At 62.5% G+C, this 15,971-nt stretch carries 13 protein-coding genes; 9 read left to right on the top strand and 4 right to left on the bottom strand.

The genetic code is table 11. The annotated features are described in order from the left end of the window. Positions 1-42: 42 nt before the first annotated feature. The 5 genes from WA237_RS08320 (at position 43) to WA237_RS08300 (ending at position 5,123) form a co-directional block, all read left to right on the top strand. A complete protein-coding gene (locus tag WA237_RS08320; protein ID WP_156783415.1) occupies positions 43-1,407 on the top strand; it encodes an FMN-binding glutamate synthase family protein in 1,365 nt (454 codons plus the stop codon). A gap of 70 nt (positions 1,408-1,477) precedes the next feature. After that, positions 1,478-1,891, top strand: a complete 414-nt coding sequence (locus WA237_RS08315) for a hypothetical protein (protein ID WP_009815079.1) — start codon at positions 1,478-1,480, stop codon at positions 1,889-1,891. A 5-nt stretch (positions 1,892-1,896) separates the two neighbouring features. Continuing rightward, positions 1,897-2,751, top strand: a complete 855-nt coding sequence (locus tag WA237_RS08310) for a carbon-nitrogen hydrolase family protein (RefSeq protein WP_336097320.1) — start codon at positions 1,897-1,899, stop codon at positions 2,749-2,751. A 94-nt stretch (positions 2,752-2,845) separates the two neighbouring features. Further along, positions 2,846-4,462, top strand: a complete 1,617-nt coding sequence (locus tag WA237_RS08305; RefSeq protein WP_336097319.1) for an APC family permease — start codon at positions 2,846-2,848, stop codon at positions 4,460-4,462. Between the two features lie 76 nt (positions 4,463-4,538). Next, the gene (locus tag WA237_RS08300; protein WP_336097465.1) at positions 4,539-5,123 is read left to right on the top strand and encodes a hypothetical protein; all 585 of its coding nucleotides are present in this window, start codon (positions 4,539-4,541) and stop codon (positions 5,121-5,123) included. Here the strand turns inward: WA237_RS08300 and WA237_RS08295 are convergent. Further along, positions 5,120-6,082 (bottom strand): LysR substrate-binding domain-containing protein, encoded by a 963-nt coding sequence (locus tag WA237_RS08295; protein WP_040618135.1) that lies wholly within the window; start codon positions 6,080-6,082, stop codon positions 5,120-5,122. The two genes, WA237_RS08300 and WA237_RS08295, sit on opposite strands and share 4 nt — an antisense overlap. 231 nt (positions 6,083-6,313) lie before the next feature. Here WA237_RS08295 and WA237_RS08290 point away from each other — a divergent pair, with 231 nt between their 5' ends. The 4 genes from WA237_RS08290 (at position 6,314) to WA237_RS08275 (ending at position 12,736) form a co-directional block, all read left to right on the top strand. Next, entirely contained in the window at positions 6,314-7,273 is a 960-nt protein-coding gene (locus WA237_RS08290) for an ABC transporter substrate-binding protein (RefSeq protein WP_009815084.1), read from the top strand. Between the two features lie 68 nt (positions 7,274-7,341). Beyond that, positions 7,342-8,370: a quaternary amine ABC transporter ATP-binding protein gene (locus tag WA237_RS08285; protein WP_216017161.1), complete on the top strand. Its 1,029-nt coding sequence runs from the start codon at positions 7,342-7,344 to the stop codon at positions 8,368-8,370. Beyond that, positions 8,370-10,352 carry an ABC transporter permease gene (locus WA237_RS08280; protein WP_336097318.1) on the top strand — a complete coding sequence of 661 codons (1,983 nt, stop codon included), beginning with the start codon at positions 8,370-8,372 and terminating at the stop codon, positions 10,350-10,352. Before WA237_RS08285 ends, WA237_RS08280 begins: the two co-directional genes overlap by 1 nt. Further along, positions 10,352-12,736 carry a DUF1989 domain-containing protein gene (locus WA237_RS08275; RefSeq protein WP_336097317.1) on the top strand — a complete coding sequence of 795 codons (2,385 nt, stop codon included), beginning with the start codon at positions 10,352-10,354 and terminating at the stop codon, positions 12,734-12,736. Before WA237_RS08280 ends, WA237_RS08275 begins: the two co-directional genes overlap by 1 nt. A gap of 319 nt (positions 12,737-13,055) precedes the next feature. On the opposite strand, the gene WA237_RS08270 is transcribed toward WA237_RS08275, so the two are convergent. The 3 genes from WA237_RS08270 to WA237_RS08260 are packed head-to-tail and all read right to left on the bottom strand — an operon-like array spanning position 13,056 to position 15,792. Next, a complete protein-coding gene (locus WA237_RS08270; protein ID WP_336097316.1) occupies positions 13,056-14,240 on the bottom strand; it encodes a vWA domain-containing protein in 1,185 nt (394 codons plus the stop codon). An 18-nt stretch (positions 14,241-14,258) separates the two neighbouring features. Beyond that, a complete protein-coding gene (locus WA237_RS08265) occupies positions 14,259-14,426 on the bottom strand; it encodes a hypothetical protein (protein WP_009815089.1) in 168 nt (55 codons plus the stop codon). A 46-nt stretch (positions 14,427-14,472) separates the two neighbouring features. Continuing rightward, positions 14,473-15,792 (bottom strand): DUF2927 domain-containing protein, encoded by a 1,320-nt coding sequence (locus WA237_RS08260; RefSeq protein ID WP_336097315.1) that lies wholly within the window; start codon positions 15,790-15,792, stop codon positions 14,473-14,475. Between the last annotated feature and the right edge of the window lie 179 nt (positions 15,793-15,971).

Genomic DNA, 15,971 nt, shown 5'->3' with positions numbered 1-15,971 from the left:
GGGCGCAGTTCTCCAGCTCTCCGCAAGACAAGGAACACCACCATGGCTGACGGTGACATGCCGAAAAAACCAGCGCTGGCCCGCGATGTGAACCGCATCGGTGACAGCTTTATCTTCCCGCCGAGGGTGATGGATGACATCCACATCAAGTCCGAGCTCGGGCGTTATCGGATGCGGGGGTTCTCGCTCTTCAAGAAGATCCCGCATTGGGATGACCTGACCTTTCTGCCTGGCACGCTGACGCGTTTCGTGATCGAAGGCTACCGCGAGAAATGCGAAACCAAGACGGTCATTGGCCCGCGCGCCAAACGCCCGCTCGAGCTTGATATCCCTGTCTATATCACCGGCATGTCCTTTGGCGCACTGAGCTATGAGGCCAAGACCGCGCTGGCGCGGGGGGCCACCATGGCGGGCACCGCGACCTGTTCGGGCGAGGGCGGCATGATCCCCGACGAGCGGCGCTATAGCTCGAAATGGTTCTACCAATGCATCCAGTCGCGCTATGGCTTCAACCCCAACCACCTCGTGCTTGCCGATGCGTGCGAGTTCTTCATCGGGCAGGGCTGTAAGGTCGGGCTTGGCGGGCATCTCATGGGGCAGAAAGTGACCGATCAGGTGGCCGAGATGCGGTCCTTGCCTGCCGGCATCGACCAACGCTCGCCCGCGCGGCACCCGGATTGGCTCGGTCCTGATGACCTTGCGCTCAAGATCCAGGAGATCCGTGAAGCGACCGATTGGCAGATCCCCATTCAGCTCAAGCTTGGCGCGAGCCGCGTCTATGACGATGTGCGGATGGCGGTGAAATGCGATCCCGACAGCATCTATATCGACGGGATGGAAGGCGGCACAGGGGCCGGCCCGCACCTCGCCACGGAGGACACCGGCGTGCCTGGCATGGCGGCGATCCGTCAGGCCCGCAAGGCCATCGACGACCTCGGCAAGCGCGGCGAAATCAGCCTCGTCTATGCCGGCGGTATCCGCAACGGCGCGGATGTGGCCAAGGCGATTGCCCTTGGGGCGGATGCCATCGCCATCGGCCATTCGGCGATGATGGCGCTCAACTGCAACAAAGACATCCCCGAGGCCAACTTCCCAGAAGAGATCGGCGCCGAGCCGGGCTATTGCTACCATTGCCACACGGGCCGTTGCCCGGTCGGCGTGGCGACGCAAGACCCCAAGCTGCGCGAGCGGCTTGACCCGGATGCGGCGGCGGAGCGCGTCTATAACTTCCTGCACACGCTGACCATCGAGGCCCAGCTCTTTGCCCGCGCTTGCGGCAAGACCTACATCCACAGCCTCGAGCCCGAAGATCTGGCGGCGCTGACGATGGAAGCCTCGGCCATGGCCGGGGTGCCGTTGGCGGGCACCAATCACACGGTGGGCGTCGAGGACTACCACCACCTGTAAGAGCTGCGTGTCGTTCGCCCAGAGCCCCGAGGGGCAGGGCGGACGACCCCCAAAACGGAGGAAAGACCAAATGGCTGGAACACAGTATCGCGGCTCCGAGATCAAGGATGTCGACCAGTTCCTGAAGGACAAGGACGGGCTCGAGAGCGAGCGCGAAAAGGAAATCGGGCAGCACATCGGCTATCGCTATGATGTGAACCTCGTGCCCGATTACGAACGGATCACGCCTTTTCTGACCAAATATATGGAGACGATGGGCTGGGACGATCTCAATTGGCTTGAAGATGTCCATATGGGCTATGAAGAGGGCAGCCCGGCGGTCTTCGACCGCAACAACAATGGCTGGGTCCGGGTGCCCGACACGATCTCGCTGCCCGACAATCAGCAGGATCGGGACATGATCGCGCGCGAGCTGCTCATCAAGTTTCAGATGTCCGACAGGCATCCGCTGGTGAACCTGCGCAAAGCCTATATGAAGTTTTGAACCCCGTGCCGCGCCCGCTGCATATCGCCTGTCTGCAGACCCGGCCTCTGGCCGGGTTTCAGCCCGCCTTGGACGAGGCCATCGGGCTGGCCGAAGAGGCGGTGGCGGCGGGCGCGGAAATTCTGTTCCTGCCAGAATATTGCGGCGGGCTGCGCACCGAAGGCGGGCGGCTTGCCCCACCGGTGGCCGAGGAGGAGAGCCATCCCGTCCTGCAGGGCCTGAGCGACTGGTGCGCGGGCGCGGGCGTCTGGCTCAATATCGGCTCGATTGCCGTTCGCGGGCCAAGCCCCGAGAAATTCATCAACCGTGGCTATATGGTCGCTCCCGATGGCACCATCGCGGGGCGTTATGACAAGATCCATCTCTTCGATGTCGATCTCGGCCCTGGGCAGACCTATCGCGAAAGCGCCACGGTCACGCCGGGCGGACAGGCTGTAATCCATGACACCCCCAAGGCGCGGATCGGTCATGCAATCTGTTATGATCTGCGCTTTCCGGCGCTGTTTCACGCGCTGGCCCGCGAGGGCGCCGATATCCTGTGCTGTCCCGCGGCCTTTACCAAGCTTACCGGCGAGGCCCATTGGCATATCCTGAACCGCGCCCGCGCCATCGAGACCACGCGTTTCATGGTATCGGCCTGCGCGACAGGCCCGGTGCCGGGCGGCGGCGAAACCTATGGGCATTCCCTGATCATCGACCCTTGGGGGCGCGTGCTGGCCGATGGCGGCCGCGACAAGGGCATCATTTCCGCGACCATTGATCTCGACATGGTGGCCGCCACCCAATCCCGAATTCCAAGTCTCAACAACGCGAGGAGCTTTGACACCCCAACAGCTTTTTCAACGCAAGAGCGCGCCTGACCTCTCCGAGTAACGCCGAACATAGTCCGAGTATTGCGGGGGTCGGCACGAAAATCAGCGAAAAATAACAAACTGAACAGTGGAGATGTGAGAAATGACTTTGGCAAATGAAAATGTCGGGGCGGCGTCAGGGGACGGAACCCTGCACCGCGCCATTCGATGGCCTCAGGCCTTTTGGCTCGCCAGCGGTGTTCCGGCTCTGGTTCTGTTTTCCATCGGCGGCATTGCCGCCACCATTGGCAACCCGTCCTGGGTGATCTGGATGCTCTCGGTAAGCTTCGGCTTTCTGCAGGCCTTTATCTATGCCGAGATCGCCGGGCTTTTCCCGTCGAAAAGCGGTGGCGCCTCGGTCTATGGCGCGGCGGCTTGGGTGCGCTATAGCAAGCTTTTGGCGCCACTATCAGTCTGGTGCAACTGGCTCGCCTGGACGCCGGTTCTGGCGATCGGCGGCGGGCTTGCAGCGGGCTATATTCTCAACGTCTTCTTCGATCCCGAAAGCGCCATTCGCAGCTGGCAGATCACGCTGGTCAATCTCGATGGTCTGAAAGAGGGGCTGAGCCTGCGGATCGACGCGACCTTTATGCTCGGCGCGATGATCCTTTTGGTGGTCTTTGGCGTTCAGCATGGCGGCATTTTGCGCGCGGCCAAGTTCCAGACGATCATGGGGCTTGCCGTGGTGATCCCGCTTTTGATCGTGGGGATCGTGCCGCTCCTGACCGGGGATGTTCTGGCGGAAAACCTCACGCCGCTCAAACCTCTCGCTTTTGATGCGGATGGCAATGTGACCCAAGGCCAGTGGGATATCCCCGGCTGGACGCTCTTCCTCGGCGGGCTATTCATTGCGGCCTGGTCGGCCTATGCTTTCGAGACGGCGATTTGCTATACGTCCGAGTTCAAGGACCCCGCCTATGACACGCCTCGGGCGATCCTCTTTGCCGGGCTTCTGTGCATCTTGGTCTATACGCTGGTGCCGCTCTCGTTTCAGGGGGTTCTGGGCGTCGAAGGCATGTTGCAGGACGGCATTGTCGACGGCTCGGCGGTGGCAGGGGCCATGGCCGGCATGGTCGGCGGTGGATCCTTCGTCTTCTCGCTCATGGTGATCATGCTGATCCTCGCGCTGCTGCTGGCGGTGATGACTTCGATGGCGGGGTCGTCGCGCACGCTCTATCAGGGCGGTGTCGATGGCTGGCTGCCGCGCTACCTGGCCAAAGCCAATAGCCATGGCGCGCCGACCAATGCGATGTGGACGGACCTTGGGTTCAACCTGATCCTGCTGATGATGTCGGATTACCTCTTCGTGCTGGCGGTGTCGAACTGCTGCTATCTGATCTTCAACTTCCTCAACCTCAACGCTGGCTGGATCCACCGGATCGACAGCCCCGACACACCGCGCCCGTGGCGCTGCCCGACGCCGTTGATGGCGGTGGGTATCGTGCTCAGCTTCATCAACGCGATCCTGCTTGGGGCCGGTGCGAATGTCTGGGGCGAGGGGACGCTGATGTCCGGGATCATCGCGGCGCTGCTCATCCTGCCGGTCTTTGCCTATCGGCATTACGTGCAGGACAAGGGCCAGTTCCCCGATGCAATGCTCGACGATCTGCATCTGAGCTCGCGCGATCTCAGCGTGAAGAAGGCGGGTATGCTGCCCTATCTGGCGCTGGCCGGGGGTATCGCGGTGGCGATCATCGCCAACCAGATCTTCCAGCTCTGAGCTACCAAAGACCACCCGGAGGGCGCAGGCCGCGCCCTCCGACCCCAAGAAAGAAAAGAGAGTATGGCCCGTGTCGATGCTTCAGGACCAGTTCGGAATAGCCCGCGATCCCAACCCGCTGCAGATGACCTTTCTGCGCTGGCAATGTCGTGTGCGGCAAATGGCGATGCGCGATCAAGAGGGGCGGCCCGATGACGCGATCACCCCGGCGGTCTTTCTGCCCGGCGAGGACGACGCCATGGGCCATATCATCACGCTCTTGAACAAGAGCCCCGGCTATTCGGTGACGGCCGAGCTCGATTACATGGCGGCCAAGACCAATGACCCGGCCCAGCGCCGCGATCAGGCGCTGCAGTTTCTGGCGGCAGGCTATTATCAAAACGCGGTCGAATTTTCCGACATCCTGACGGCCACCTTTCCGCCGGGATCGGAAGGGGCCAAGACCCTGCATGAGGCGGGCCATGTGACCTTGGTCTTTGAGGCGTTCAATCAGCGGTTTGATCTCAAGTGCAAGGTCTGGCGGCTGGCGGCGCATAATCCGCTCCATGCGGCGACCATCGCCCATAACCGCCTGTTCAACCCGGCACTGCCACCGGGCACCGAGGTGCTCGGGTTCGAGCCGGATTGGGACGCCTCAAGCGCGGTCGCGCCGGGCCGTTAACCGAGGCTATGGGCAGGCTGCGCCGGCGGCGTGTAGCGTTTGCGCGCGGCGCTTTCCTGCAAGAGCCAATCCTCGACGATCTGACGCTCGGGAAAGGCCTGCTGTTCGGTCGGGCGCAAGAGGTGATAGCCTGACTTGGTGCGCAGGCAGGTGTCGCCCAGAGGCCGCACCAAGCTGCCCGCTTCGAGCTGCCGATCGACCAGATGCGCCCAGCCCAGCGCCACGCCGAGCCCATCCACCGCTGCCTGCACCGCCAGAGGATAGGTGTTGAGCTGTATCCGGCTGCCGGTGTCATGGGTCAGGTCGTAATTGACGTGGTTCTGCGTGAGCCACGTGCGCCAATTCATCCATTCCGTATGCTGGTTCGCCACCTCGATGAGATCATGTCGGGGCAGGGCCGCAGCGCAGTCGAGCTCTGGGTGCGCCTCGAGATAATCGGGCGAGCAGACCGGAAACACCGTTTCGCCAAAGAGCTGGCTCGCCTGAAAACAGGGCCAATGGCCTTCGCCACGCAGAATGGCAAGATCGACCGTATCGGCCAAGCATTCACCGTCATCATCCGACGCGATGAGCGTGATCCGAATCCGCGGATTGGCCCGGTTGAACCGCGCCAGCCGGGGCATGAGCCAGAGCGCCGCGACCGAATTGGTGGCGGACACCGTCACCGTGTTGCGCTGATGTTTTGACAGCATGTCCTGCGATGTGTTGCGGAGCTGGTTCATCGCCTGCTGCACCGGCACCAAGAGGCTATGCCCCTGCGGGGTGAGCGTGACAGAGCGATGCCCGCGCACGAAGAGTGGCACGTCGTAATGCTGTTCCAACAGCCGCACTTTGCGGCTGATCGAGGTCTCGGAGATGTTCAAAAGCCGCCCGGCGCGGGCAAACGACCCGTGCTGCGCCGCCGCCTCGAAGGCCAGCAGGTAATCCAATGGGGGCAGTAATTTTCCGGCTCGGCCCATGATGGTGACACCTTTTGCGACGTCATGCGGCAGGGACAGAGGGTAGATCCCTTTGGCCTTCCTGCGCAACAGGTTGATTAGACCAGAAAAACCCTGCCAAGGCTATAAAATATGAAGGCTCAGCCTCGCAAATCTCTTATTCAGGATTTGCCCCTCCTGACGTCACAATACGGCAGCCCGGCGGCGTAGCGCTGCAAGAGGCAAAACAAAATCAGATATCAGGGAGTTGTCATGAAACTGAACCGTAGTTTGCCCATCGCGTTACTCACCTCGGGGCTGGCCCTCAGCGGCCCGGCTCTGGCCGAGGACAGTTCTGATCCGATCGTGATCCCGGTGCACAACTGGTCGAGCCAGATCGTCATGTCGAATGTCACCGGCCAGATCATGGAAGAGGCCGGGCTCGCCGTGGAATATGTCACCACCGACAGTCAGGCGGTCTACGAATCCGTGCGGCTCGGCGATGTGACCCTCGAAATGGAAGTCTGGGAAGGGGCGTTTGGCGCGTCCTTCCGGGCTGCGATGGAAAAGGGCGGGATCGTCGATGTGGGCGATCATGACGCCGTCACCCGCGAGGATTGGTGGTATCCCATGTGGACGAAGGAGGCCTGCCCGGGCCTGCCCGACTGGAAGGCGCTCAACGATTGTGCCGAGAAATTCGCCACACCCGAGACCGGCGACAAGGGCCGTTATCTCGACGGGCCGGTGGACTGGCTCAAACATGGTAAGGAACGTGTCGAAGCGCTCGACATGAACTTTACCGTGATCAACGCGGGCTCTGCTGCGGCGCTCTGGGCCGAGATCGGCTCGGCCGAGGCAGACAAACGCCCGGTGGTGGTGTTCAACTGGACGCCAAACTTTGCCGAAGCCGTCTGGCCCGGCGAATTTGTCGAGTTCCCGGAATGGGAAGAGGGCTGTGACACCGATCCCGCGGTGGGGCCCAACCCCGACGCGCTCTATGATTGCGGCAACCCATCGGCTGGCTACCTGAAAAAGGCCGCCTGGGAGGGTATGGAGGCCAAATGGCCCACCGGCTACTGCCTGCTTGAGGCGATCAGCTTTACCAACCCGCAAATCGCCGAGATGGCCAAGCTGGTCGACACGGACGAGCTCGAACCCGAAGAGGCGGCGGCCGAATGGCTCGATGCCAACACCGACGCCTGGGAGCCCTGGGTCGCGTCCTGCAAAGCCTAAGCCTTTCACCTAAAGCCAACGTCGCGCCCGCCGTCGCGGGCGTGACCCCAGCAGCCCCAGGGGGACCAATGACCACAGATCAACCAGTGATTTCCGCGCGAAACGTATGGAAGCTTTTTGGCGCCAACCCCAAGAGCTATCTGTCCAAAATGCCGCAAGGGCATTCTTTCGACGCCATTCGCGCAGATGGGTATATTGCCGGCGTCAAAGATGTGTCGATTGATGTGGGACGGGGCGAAATGCTCGTCATCATGGGGCTGTCGGGATCGGGAAAATCTACGCTTGTGCGTTGTTTTTCGCGGCTCCATGACATCACCGGCGGCACGATCGAGGTGGATGGCGAGGACATCATGGCGATGTCTGAGCAAGAGCTGATCGAGCTGCGCCGCTCCAAGATGGGGATGGTGTTTCAGTCTTTCGGGCTTTTGCCGCACCGTACAGTTCTCGACAATGTGGCCTTTCCGCTCGAAATGCGCGGGCAGGATCGACATGCCCGCCGCGAACGGGCGATGGAGGTGATCCAGCTCGTCGGTCTCGACGGGCGCGAGGATTATTTCCCGCGCGAACTTTCCGGCGGTCAGCAACAGCGCGTCGGCATCGCCCGCAGCCTCGCGATTGAGCCGGATATCTGGTTTCTCGACGAACCGTTCAGCGCGCTCGATCCGCTCATCCGGCGTGAAATGCAGGATGAGTTCCTGCGCCTGCAGGAAATGCTCGGCAAGACCATCGTGTTCATCACCCATGATTTCGACGAGGCGCTGCGCCTTGCTGACCGGATTGCCATCATGCGCAACGGCGCGGTGGAACAATGCGACACGCCGGACAAGATCGTGCTCAACCCGGCGACAGACTATGTGCACAAATTCACCGAAGATATCGACAAGGCGCGGGTTGTGCGCGCCCGAGGGCTGTTGCGCCCGGTCAATGGCTCTGCCGTCGAAGGCCAGCCCATCGCCGGTCACCTGACCATTCACGCGCTGGCCCGGCAATTGGTCAATGACCCGCGTGAATTGATGCCCGTCAGCGACCGCCAAGGCGCTGTGATCGGCGTGCTCGAACGCAAGGCAGCTCTGGATGTGCTGCTGGGGGCGGAATAATGGCCGAGACGCAGCTTGTGACGGAGTTGGAGCCGACGCGCTCGATCTGGCCGCAGAACCCGGTGCTCTGGGCGCTCTTGGGGGGATCGGTGGCCCTTGTGCTGCTGCATGCGCTCGGGGCGCTACCTGCCTGGCTCGTGCGGGTGCCCGAATGGGCGGTGCCGCCGATGGCGGTCTGGCTTGACGCGGTGTTCAATTTCATCAAGGACGATCTGGGCCTGATCCATCTCACCCGAACGCTGACCGCCGGGCTCGAGGTGATCCTGGACGCCACGGCCAACCTCTTTTACGGCAAGCGGCGCTGGCCCAACATCGGCCCGATCCCATGGACGGCGATTGCCGCGTCAGCGGCGGTTCTCGGCTACTACCTTGGCGGCTGGCGCTTTGCACTGCTGGCGGGCGGGACATTCGTCTGGACCGCGCTGATCGGCCAATGGGACATCGCGATGCAGACCATGTCGGTGCTCGTCGTGGCCGCACCTTTCGCCTTTGTCATCGGGCTGACCCTGGGCATTCTCGCTTGGAAATTCCGCGGCTTTGAGCGGATGATCAAGCCGATCCTCAGCGTGCTTCAGACCCTGCCGTTCTTTACCTATCTCCTGCCGGCGGTGATCTTTTTCAAAGTGGGGCCGACGGCGGGCGCGGTGGCGACGATCATCTATGCCATCCCGCCGATGGTTCTGATGACGACGCTCGGCCTCAAGAAGGTCAGCCCCGAAGTGGTCGAGGCGGGCAAGATGTCGGGCTGTACGCGCTGGCAAATGCTCAGCCGGGTCTATGTACCTTCGGCGCGGACCGAGATCCTCGTGGGGCTCAACCAGGTGATCATGCTCTGCCTTGCGATGGTGGTTCTCACCGCCTTTATCGGGATGCCGGGGCTTGGCGCCAAGCTCTTGGCGATGATGGGCAGCTTCAAGCTCGGCCGGTCGTTCGAGATCGGCGTGACCATCGTCCTTCTGGCAATCATGCTCGACCGGCTGAGCAAGGCCTGGGTCGTCAAACAGCCCGAACATTTTGAGCGCGGCACGCCCTGGTGGAAGCGGCATATCTACCTGCTGGCAGGCGTCGGCGGCTTTGTCCTCTTCCTCTTGCTGTCGCAGGTGATCGAGGTTTTCGCCGAGATCGGCCGCCGTCAGCATTTCAGCCAGGGCAAGGAAATCGACAATATCATCAAGAACTTCCTCGCCCTCGAGGCGGTGCGCGGCGTAACGGATTGGCTGCGCTGGTTCCTCAATGTAAAGATCCTAATCCCGTTCCGGGATGCGCTCTTGTGGGTGCCGACGCCTGCATTCGTGCTCGCCATCGTGGCCTTTGCCTATGGGGTAGGCGGGCGCAAACCGGGGATCTATGCGGCGGTGTTTTTCTCGATTGTCGCCTTCTCGGGCTGGTGGGATCGGTCGGTGATCACGCTCTATACGGTGATCTCGGCGGTGATCCTCGCGACGCTTCTCGGCATTCCGCTCGGCATTGCGGCGGCGCGGTCGGAGAAATGGTCGAAACGGGTGCTGCTTGCCTGTGACACGGCGCAGACCTTCCCGAGCTTTATCTACCTGATCCCGGCGATCATGCTCTTTGGGGTGAATGATGTGGCGGTGGTCTTCTCCATCCTGATCTTCGCCATGGTGCCGCTCTGCCGCTACACGGTGGAAGGCCTGCGCTCGGTGCCGCCAGAGATGACGGAATCTGCCGATATGTCGGGCGCGACGCGGCGGCAGAAGATGCGGTCGGTGCAACTGCCCATCGCGCTGCCGACCATGGCGGTGGGGTTCAATCAGGCCATCATCTTTGCCTTTTTCATGGTGATCATCGCGGCCTTTATCGGCACGCAGGATCTCGGTCAGGAGCTGCAGCGGACTCTCGCCGGGACCGAGATGGGCAAGAATTTCGTGCTCGGGATGAACGTCTCGCTGATGGCGCTGACCTTCGATCTCGCGATCAGCTCTTGGGCCGAAAAACGTAAGAAATCATTGGGGTTAGGGTGATGAATATAACACCGGTTTTTGAGGTGCCGTGGGAGCGGCAGGGGGTGTTGACGCCGGGGTTGCCGATCCTGCCGCCGGGGGTGGAGAGGCATCCGGTGCCGGGCGGGGGCAGCCGGGCGGTGGCGGTCTGGCGCGGCGATGAGATCATGGTGCTCGACCGTGAGGGCATGCAGCCGGTGGAGATGGTCTTTTTTGGGCCCGACAAACGCTCGGACGCCGGGCGGCTTGGGGCCAAGGGCTATGGCCGGCCCGAGGGCATCATCGCGACGCTCAACAATGGCTCAAGATCAGGCGCCAAAGTGTTGAAATCGCTGGATGCGGCCGGGTTCAACATTGGCCGGGGTGACGCCATAAGGGCGCTGGGCGAAGGCTCGCGGCCGGGGGATATGGCGCGGTTCACGGCCGAGCAGGATGGGCTGTTGATCGTGGCGGCGCCGGGGGGTGAAATGGGCCCTGAGGGCGAGGGTCTGGCCACGGAATTAACCCTTTATATCCGTAGGGCCGATCCGAAGCTGGTCAAAATGACCGGGCAGAGTCACGATCCGCTGGCTGATCCGCTCTTGGATGCGACCATTATGCCGGGCGAGGCGAAACCCTATGAGGTCCGAAAAGGCCAATATATTCAGATCCTTGACGTGCAAGGCAGAGAGTGTTCGGACTTTCAGGCCTTCTCGATGCGGGCGCTGGACAAGGGGCTCGAGCGCGAGATCGACCCGACGACGACACGGGCGTTAATGGGAAATCTTTACCCGACCCCCGGAATTTTTTCGAAATACTGGTCGTCGGACCAGGAACCGCTCGTCGAAATCGTGCAGGACACCTGCGGGCGGCACGACACGTTCGGGCTCGCCTGTACGGCGCGTTATTACGAGGATTTGGGCTATCCGGGCCATGTGAATTGTTCGGACAATATGAACGCCGAACTCGCCGCCTATGGCATCCGGCCGCGCGGCGGCTGGGCTGCGATCAACTTCTTCTTCAACACGATGCTGGACGACGCCAATGCGATCGGGATGGACGATCCCTGGTCGCGGCCGGGCGATTTCGTGCTGCTGCGGGCACTGACCGATCTGGTCTGTGTCTCGACGGCCTGCCCGTGTGACGTGGACCCGGCCAATGGCTGGAACCCCACGGAAATTCAGCTTCGGACCTATAAGGAAACCGAGAGTTTCCAACGGAGTATCGGTTACAGGAAATCCACGGAGGCAGATGTGGAAGAGACCAAGAAAACAGCGTTCCACGAGTGTTTCGCACGCCATACCCGCGATTTCATCGAGTATAACGGCTATTGGCTGGCCAATACGATGACCAACCACGGGGCGATTGCCGAATATTGGGCCTGTCGGGACAAGGTCGCGGTGATGGACCTCAGCCCGTTGCGCAAATACGAGGTCACGGGGCCGGATGCCGAGGAGCTCATGCAGCTCTGCGTGACGCGCAACATGAAGAAGCTCAGCGTCGGGCAGGTGGTCTATACCGCCATGTGCTATGAGCATGGCGGGATGATCGACGATGGCACGGTCTACCGGCTCGGCGAGACCAATTTCCGCTGGATTGGCGGCAATGACACGAGCGGGCTCTGGCTGCGCGAACAGGCCGAGCGGCATGGGCTGAACGCCTGGGTCCGCAACTCGACCGATCAGCTGCATAATATCGCGGTGCAGGGGCGGCACAGCCGCGATATCCTGTCTAAGATCTTCTGGACCCCGCCGCAGCAGCCCACCATCGACGAGCTGCCGTGGTTCCGGCTCACCATCGCGCGGCTTGGCGATCTGTCGGGGCCCTCGGTGGTCATCTCGCGCACCGGCTATAGCGGTGAGCTCGGCTATGAGATCTTTTGCCACCCGAAACACGCCGTTGAAATCTTTGACAAAGTCTGGGAGGCGGGGGCGCCCTATGGGATCACCCCGCTGGGGCTGGCGGCGCTCGACATGCTGCGGATCGAGGGCGGGCTGATCTTTGCCGGCTCCGAGTTCGACGACACCACGGACCCCTTTGAGGCGGGCATCGGCTTTACCGTGCCGCTCAAATCCATGGAGGATGATTTCATCGGCCGTGCGGCGGTCGAGCGGCGCAAGGCCAGCCCGCATCGCAAGCTCGTGGGCTTTGAGGTGCAGGGCGGCGTGGTGCCGGTGCCGGGCGATTGCGTGCGCGTCGGCAAGGCGCAGGTGGGCGAGATCACCAGCGCGATGAAATCGCCCATTCTGGGCAAGGTCATCGCCCTGGGCCGGGTGGCCCCGGAATATGCCGAACCCGGCACGGTGATCGAGATCGGCCAGCTCGACGGGCTGCAAAAACGGCTGCGGGCGACGGTGTCGGCCTTTCCGCATTTCGATCCGACAAAGTCCCGGGTGAAGGGCGAATATGCGAGTGAGATGGCCTGAGACCGGGCCATGAGGTAGATGGTTAACGGCGGCGGGTGCATGGGATCGCACCCGCCGTTTTCTATGGGGTTGGGGTTTTGCAAGTTTATTACATAAGTGCAGTATTACAGGTGCTTAAGGGCCATTCTTAAACAATTAACCGAAATGCCGTCTGAGCGGGTTTTGACCGCTTGTCGCGCCGCGTTAACCTTTGGAGAGACCCCGATAAGAGGGTCAAAATGGCCCGTCGGCCGCGCGTCGGTATCACGTCGGTATTGCGACGGTGGGGGAGTCGGGCGCGGTTGTGGAGGGCGCAAAGCTTGCCACAAGGGGCGATGGCTTAGCGTAGCAGCGTCCGCATGCCGCGATCGAGCCCTTCGAGCGTCATCGGCACCATGCGCCCGTCGAAAATCTCGGAGATCATCGCGATGGATTGGGTGTAGCCCCAATGCCGTTCCGGCACCGGGTTGATCCAGAGATTGGCCGGCCATTGTTCGCGGGCGCGGATGAGCCAGAGCTGACCGGGTTCTTCGTTCCAATGCTCGTTGGCGCCGCCGGGATAGGCGATCTCATAGGGTGACATGCTCGCATCGCCGACAAAGATGCATTTGTAATCGGGACCATAGGTGTTGAGCACCTCCCAGGTCGGGGTTTTCTGATCCCAGCGGCGGTGATTGTCGCGCCAGACGCCTTCGTAAAGGCAATTATGGAAATAGTAATATTCGAGGTGTTTAAATTCGGCACGGGCGGCGGAAAACAATTCCTCCACCACTTTGATATGCGGATCCATCGAGCCGCCAACATCGAGAAAGAGGAGGATTTTAACCGCATTGCGCCGTTCCGGGCGGGTCACCACATCGAGATAGCCGTGATCGGCGGTGGCGCGGATCGTGCCGTCGAGATCGAGCTCTTCTTCGGCGCCATCGCGGACCCAGTTGCGCAGCCGTTTCAGCGCCACCTTGATGTTGCGCGTTCCGAGCTCGACGCTGTCGTCGAGATTGCGAAACTCGCGCTTGTCCCAGACCTTGACGGCGCGCTGGTGGCGGCTCTCGTCCTGGCCGATGCGGATGCCTTCGGGGTTGTAGCCATAGGCCCCGAAGGGCGAGGTGCCGGCGGTGCCGATCCATTTGTTGCCGCCCTGGTGGCGGCCCTGCTGCTGCTTGAGCCGCTCTTTCAACGTCTCCATCAGCTTGTCAAAGCCGCCCAGCGCCTCGATCTCGGCCTTTTCCTCGGGGGTGAGGTGTTTGTCGGCCATCTTCTCGAGCCAGTCGGCGGGCAGGTCGACGGCGTCGAGCACCTCTTGGGCGGAGAGGTTTTCAAGGCCCGAAAAGCTCGCGGAGAAGGCGCGGTCAAAGCGGTCGATGTGGCGCTCGTCTTTGACCATGGCGGAGCGAGCGAGGTAGTAGAAGGCCTCAGGGTCATAGGTCACGAGACCGGCGCGCATCGCTTCGAGAAAGGTCAGGAATTCGCGCAGGCTCACCGGGACGCCGGTTTTGCGCAGGGTCTCGAAGAAGGGCAGGAACATCGCGGCGCGCCCCCCGGATCAGGCCATCAGGCGGAAAAAGACGATGCCGCCAAAGAGCGCCAGAAGGGCGAAGATCAGCGCGTGGACCGCGCCATATTGCACCATGTCGGCGCTGTTGCCCTTGCGGCGGCGCGCCCGGAGTGCGCCAAGGGCGGCGCCCAGAAGCGCCGCGAGTAGAATATGCATGGCGGTCCTCGTCAGAAGCTTGGCCTTGGAGGCCCAAGCCCCCGGTTCAGAAGGACTTGAGCGGGTTGAGCGCCGCGACCTCGCGCATTTTGGCGCGCACGGCCCAGTCGGCCCCGTATCCGTATCGTGCCCAGCCGAGGCTGTCCAGCCGAACGGTCTTGGCCTCGGAGCTGCGCCCGGTGAGATCGAGCGCCTCGGCGCGCAACAGCAGGAGCGTGGCCAAAAGCGCCGCGTTTTCATAGCGTTCCGCGACTTCGATCTGCGGGTTGATGAGCATCAGCGCGACATCGCCACGGCCTTGCGAAATGGCGTTGGCGGCCAGTTGCGAGGCGGTCAGCGCGCGGTGCGGCGCGGTGGCGGGGCTTTGGCGGTAATAGGCGTCGGCGGCGGAGAAATGTTTCTGCGCGGCGGCGGGGTCGGTCGATTGCGCGATGCGACCCATGGCGTAATGGGAAAACCCGCGGCGGTGATCGGTCCAGCCCATGGTCTGGGCGATCGAGACGGCCTGGGACGCGGCGCGCTGGCGCTGGCCATAGCTCGCGCCCGGGCCGAGCGCCGTCTGCACCGCCTGGATCCAGGCGCGCGGGGTGCTCGAGATGGCGCCGGAGGCCACGCTATTGCCGCGCGGGTTAAGCCGCGACAGAAGGGCGGGCAGCCGTTCGGCCACCTGATTGTAGCTCATGCCGGAGCGCAGTTCGGGCGCGTAATAGGCGCGCAGGATCAGCATGTCGAAGCCGGTGAGTACGGTGTGGACATTGTCGTCGTTGAAGACGCTGTCGGGCAGGCGGTAGAGATCGTTGAGCGGGCCGATGGCCTGGGCCAGTTCCTCGTGCAGGCAGTCGCGGACCTCTTGCGGGCTCGCGTCATTGGGCAGGAAGATGGCGATCTTGTCGCGGCGGGTGAGGCTCGACCAATTGGTGCGGCCCGCCATCCGGGCGCGGCGATATTGCGAGATGTCGTCGATATTGGGGACGACGAAACAGGCGGCCTGGGGCAGGTGACGGCGGATTTCGGCGCGGCTCACGGCCTGAATGGTCAGGTTGGCGGGCGCGTTGGAGCCGGCGTGATCGATGTCGATCCCGGCCTCGCTGCGCAGGCGGTGCAGCACGCGGGCCAGATCGGGCAGCAATGTGGTGGGCGGTGCGCCGGTGACGCGGACCCGGATCGGGGCCTCGAACCGCGAGAAGCTGCGCAGCTGGCGGCCGCTTTCGAGCTGCATCGAGAGATCGAGGAAATCGCGGGCGATGTCGCGGTTGGAGCGCATCGGCGGCGTCGGATGGGGCACCGAGAAGAGCTTGATCGAGCCGATGTCAGCCGGTGAGGGGGTCGCGGCGCGCGACGGAATATCGCCCGAGTTTCCGGGCATACAGGCGCCCAGAATCAGGCAGATTGGAAGAAGGATGCGGCGCATAAGCCCCCCGATATTTGTCAGTTTCACCCATCCCGCCACACACACGGCGGGGATACACGGCCACGTACCAGATCGGATCACGCCGAGCAGGTGATGTGGTCAAGGGTGACACTCTTGCCCCTTCCAGTCACCTG

Origin of the sequence: Roseovarius sp. CH_XMU1461 (assembly GCF_037027165.1) — a bacterium.
Taxonomy (GTDB): domain Bacteria; phylum Pseudomonadota; class Alphaproteobacteria; order Rhodobacterales; family Rhodobacteraceae; genus Roseovarius; species Roseovarius nubinhibens.
The sequence above is the reverse complement of the archived record's forward strand: the minus strand, read 5'-3'. Positions and strand labels throughout refer to the sequence as shown.

Coding starts and splice junctions, on each gene's coding strand:
- WA237_RS08320 (WP_156783415.1), top strand. CDS start 43: ATGGCTGACGGTGACATGCCGAAAAAACCAGCGCTGGCCCGCGATGTG.
- WA237_RS08315 (WP_009815079.1), top strand. CDS start 1,478: ATGGCTGGAACACAGTATCGCGGCTCCGAGATCAAGGATGTCGACCAG.
- WA237_RS08305 (WP_336097319.1), top strand. CDS start 2,846: ATGACTTTGGCAAATGAAAATGTCGGGGCGGCGTCAGGGGACGGAACC.
- WA237_RS08300 (WP_336097465.1), top strand. CDS start 4,539: ATGCTTCAGGACCAGTTCGGAATAGCCCGCGATCCCAACCCGCTGCAG.
- WA237_RS08295 (WP_040618135.1), bottom strand. CDS start 6,082: ATGGGCCGAGCCGGAAAATTACTGCCCCCATTGGATTACCTGCTGGCC.
- WA237_RS08290 (WP_009815084.1), top strand. CDS start 6,314: ATGAAACTGAACCGTAGTTTGCCCATCGCGTTACTCACCTCGGGGCTG.
- WA237_RS08285 (WP_216017161.1), top strand. CDS start 7,342: ATGACCACAGATCAACCAGTGATTTCCGCGCGAAACGTATGGAAGCTT.
- WA237_RS08280 (WP_336097318.1), top strand. CDS start 8,370: ATGGCCGAGACGCAGCTTGTGACGGAGTTGGAGCCGACGCGCTCGATC.
- WA237_RS08275 (WP_336097317.1), top strand. CDS start 10,352: ATGAATATAACACCGGTTTTTGAGGTGCCGTGGGAGCGGCAGGGGGTG.
- WA237_RS08270 (WP_336097316.1), bottom strand. CDS start 14,240: ATGTTCCTGCCCTTCTTCGAGACCCTGCGCAAAACCGGCGTCCCGGTG.
- WA237_RS08265 (WP_009815089.1), bottom strand. CDS start 14,426: ATGCATATTCTACTCGCGGCGCTTCTGGGCGCCGCCCTTGGCGCACTC.
- WA237_RS08260 (WP_336097315.1), bottom strand. CDS start 15,792: ATGCCCGGAAACTCGGGCGATATTCCGTCGCGCGCCGCGACCCCCTCA.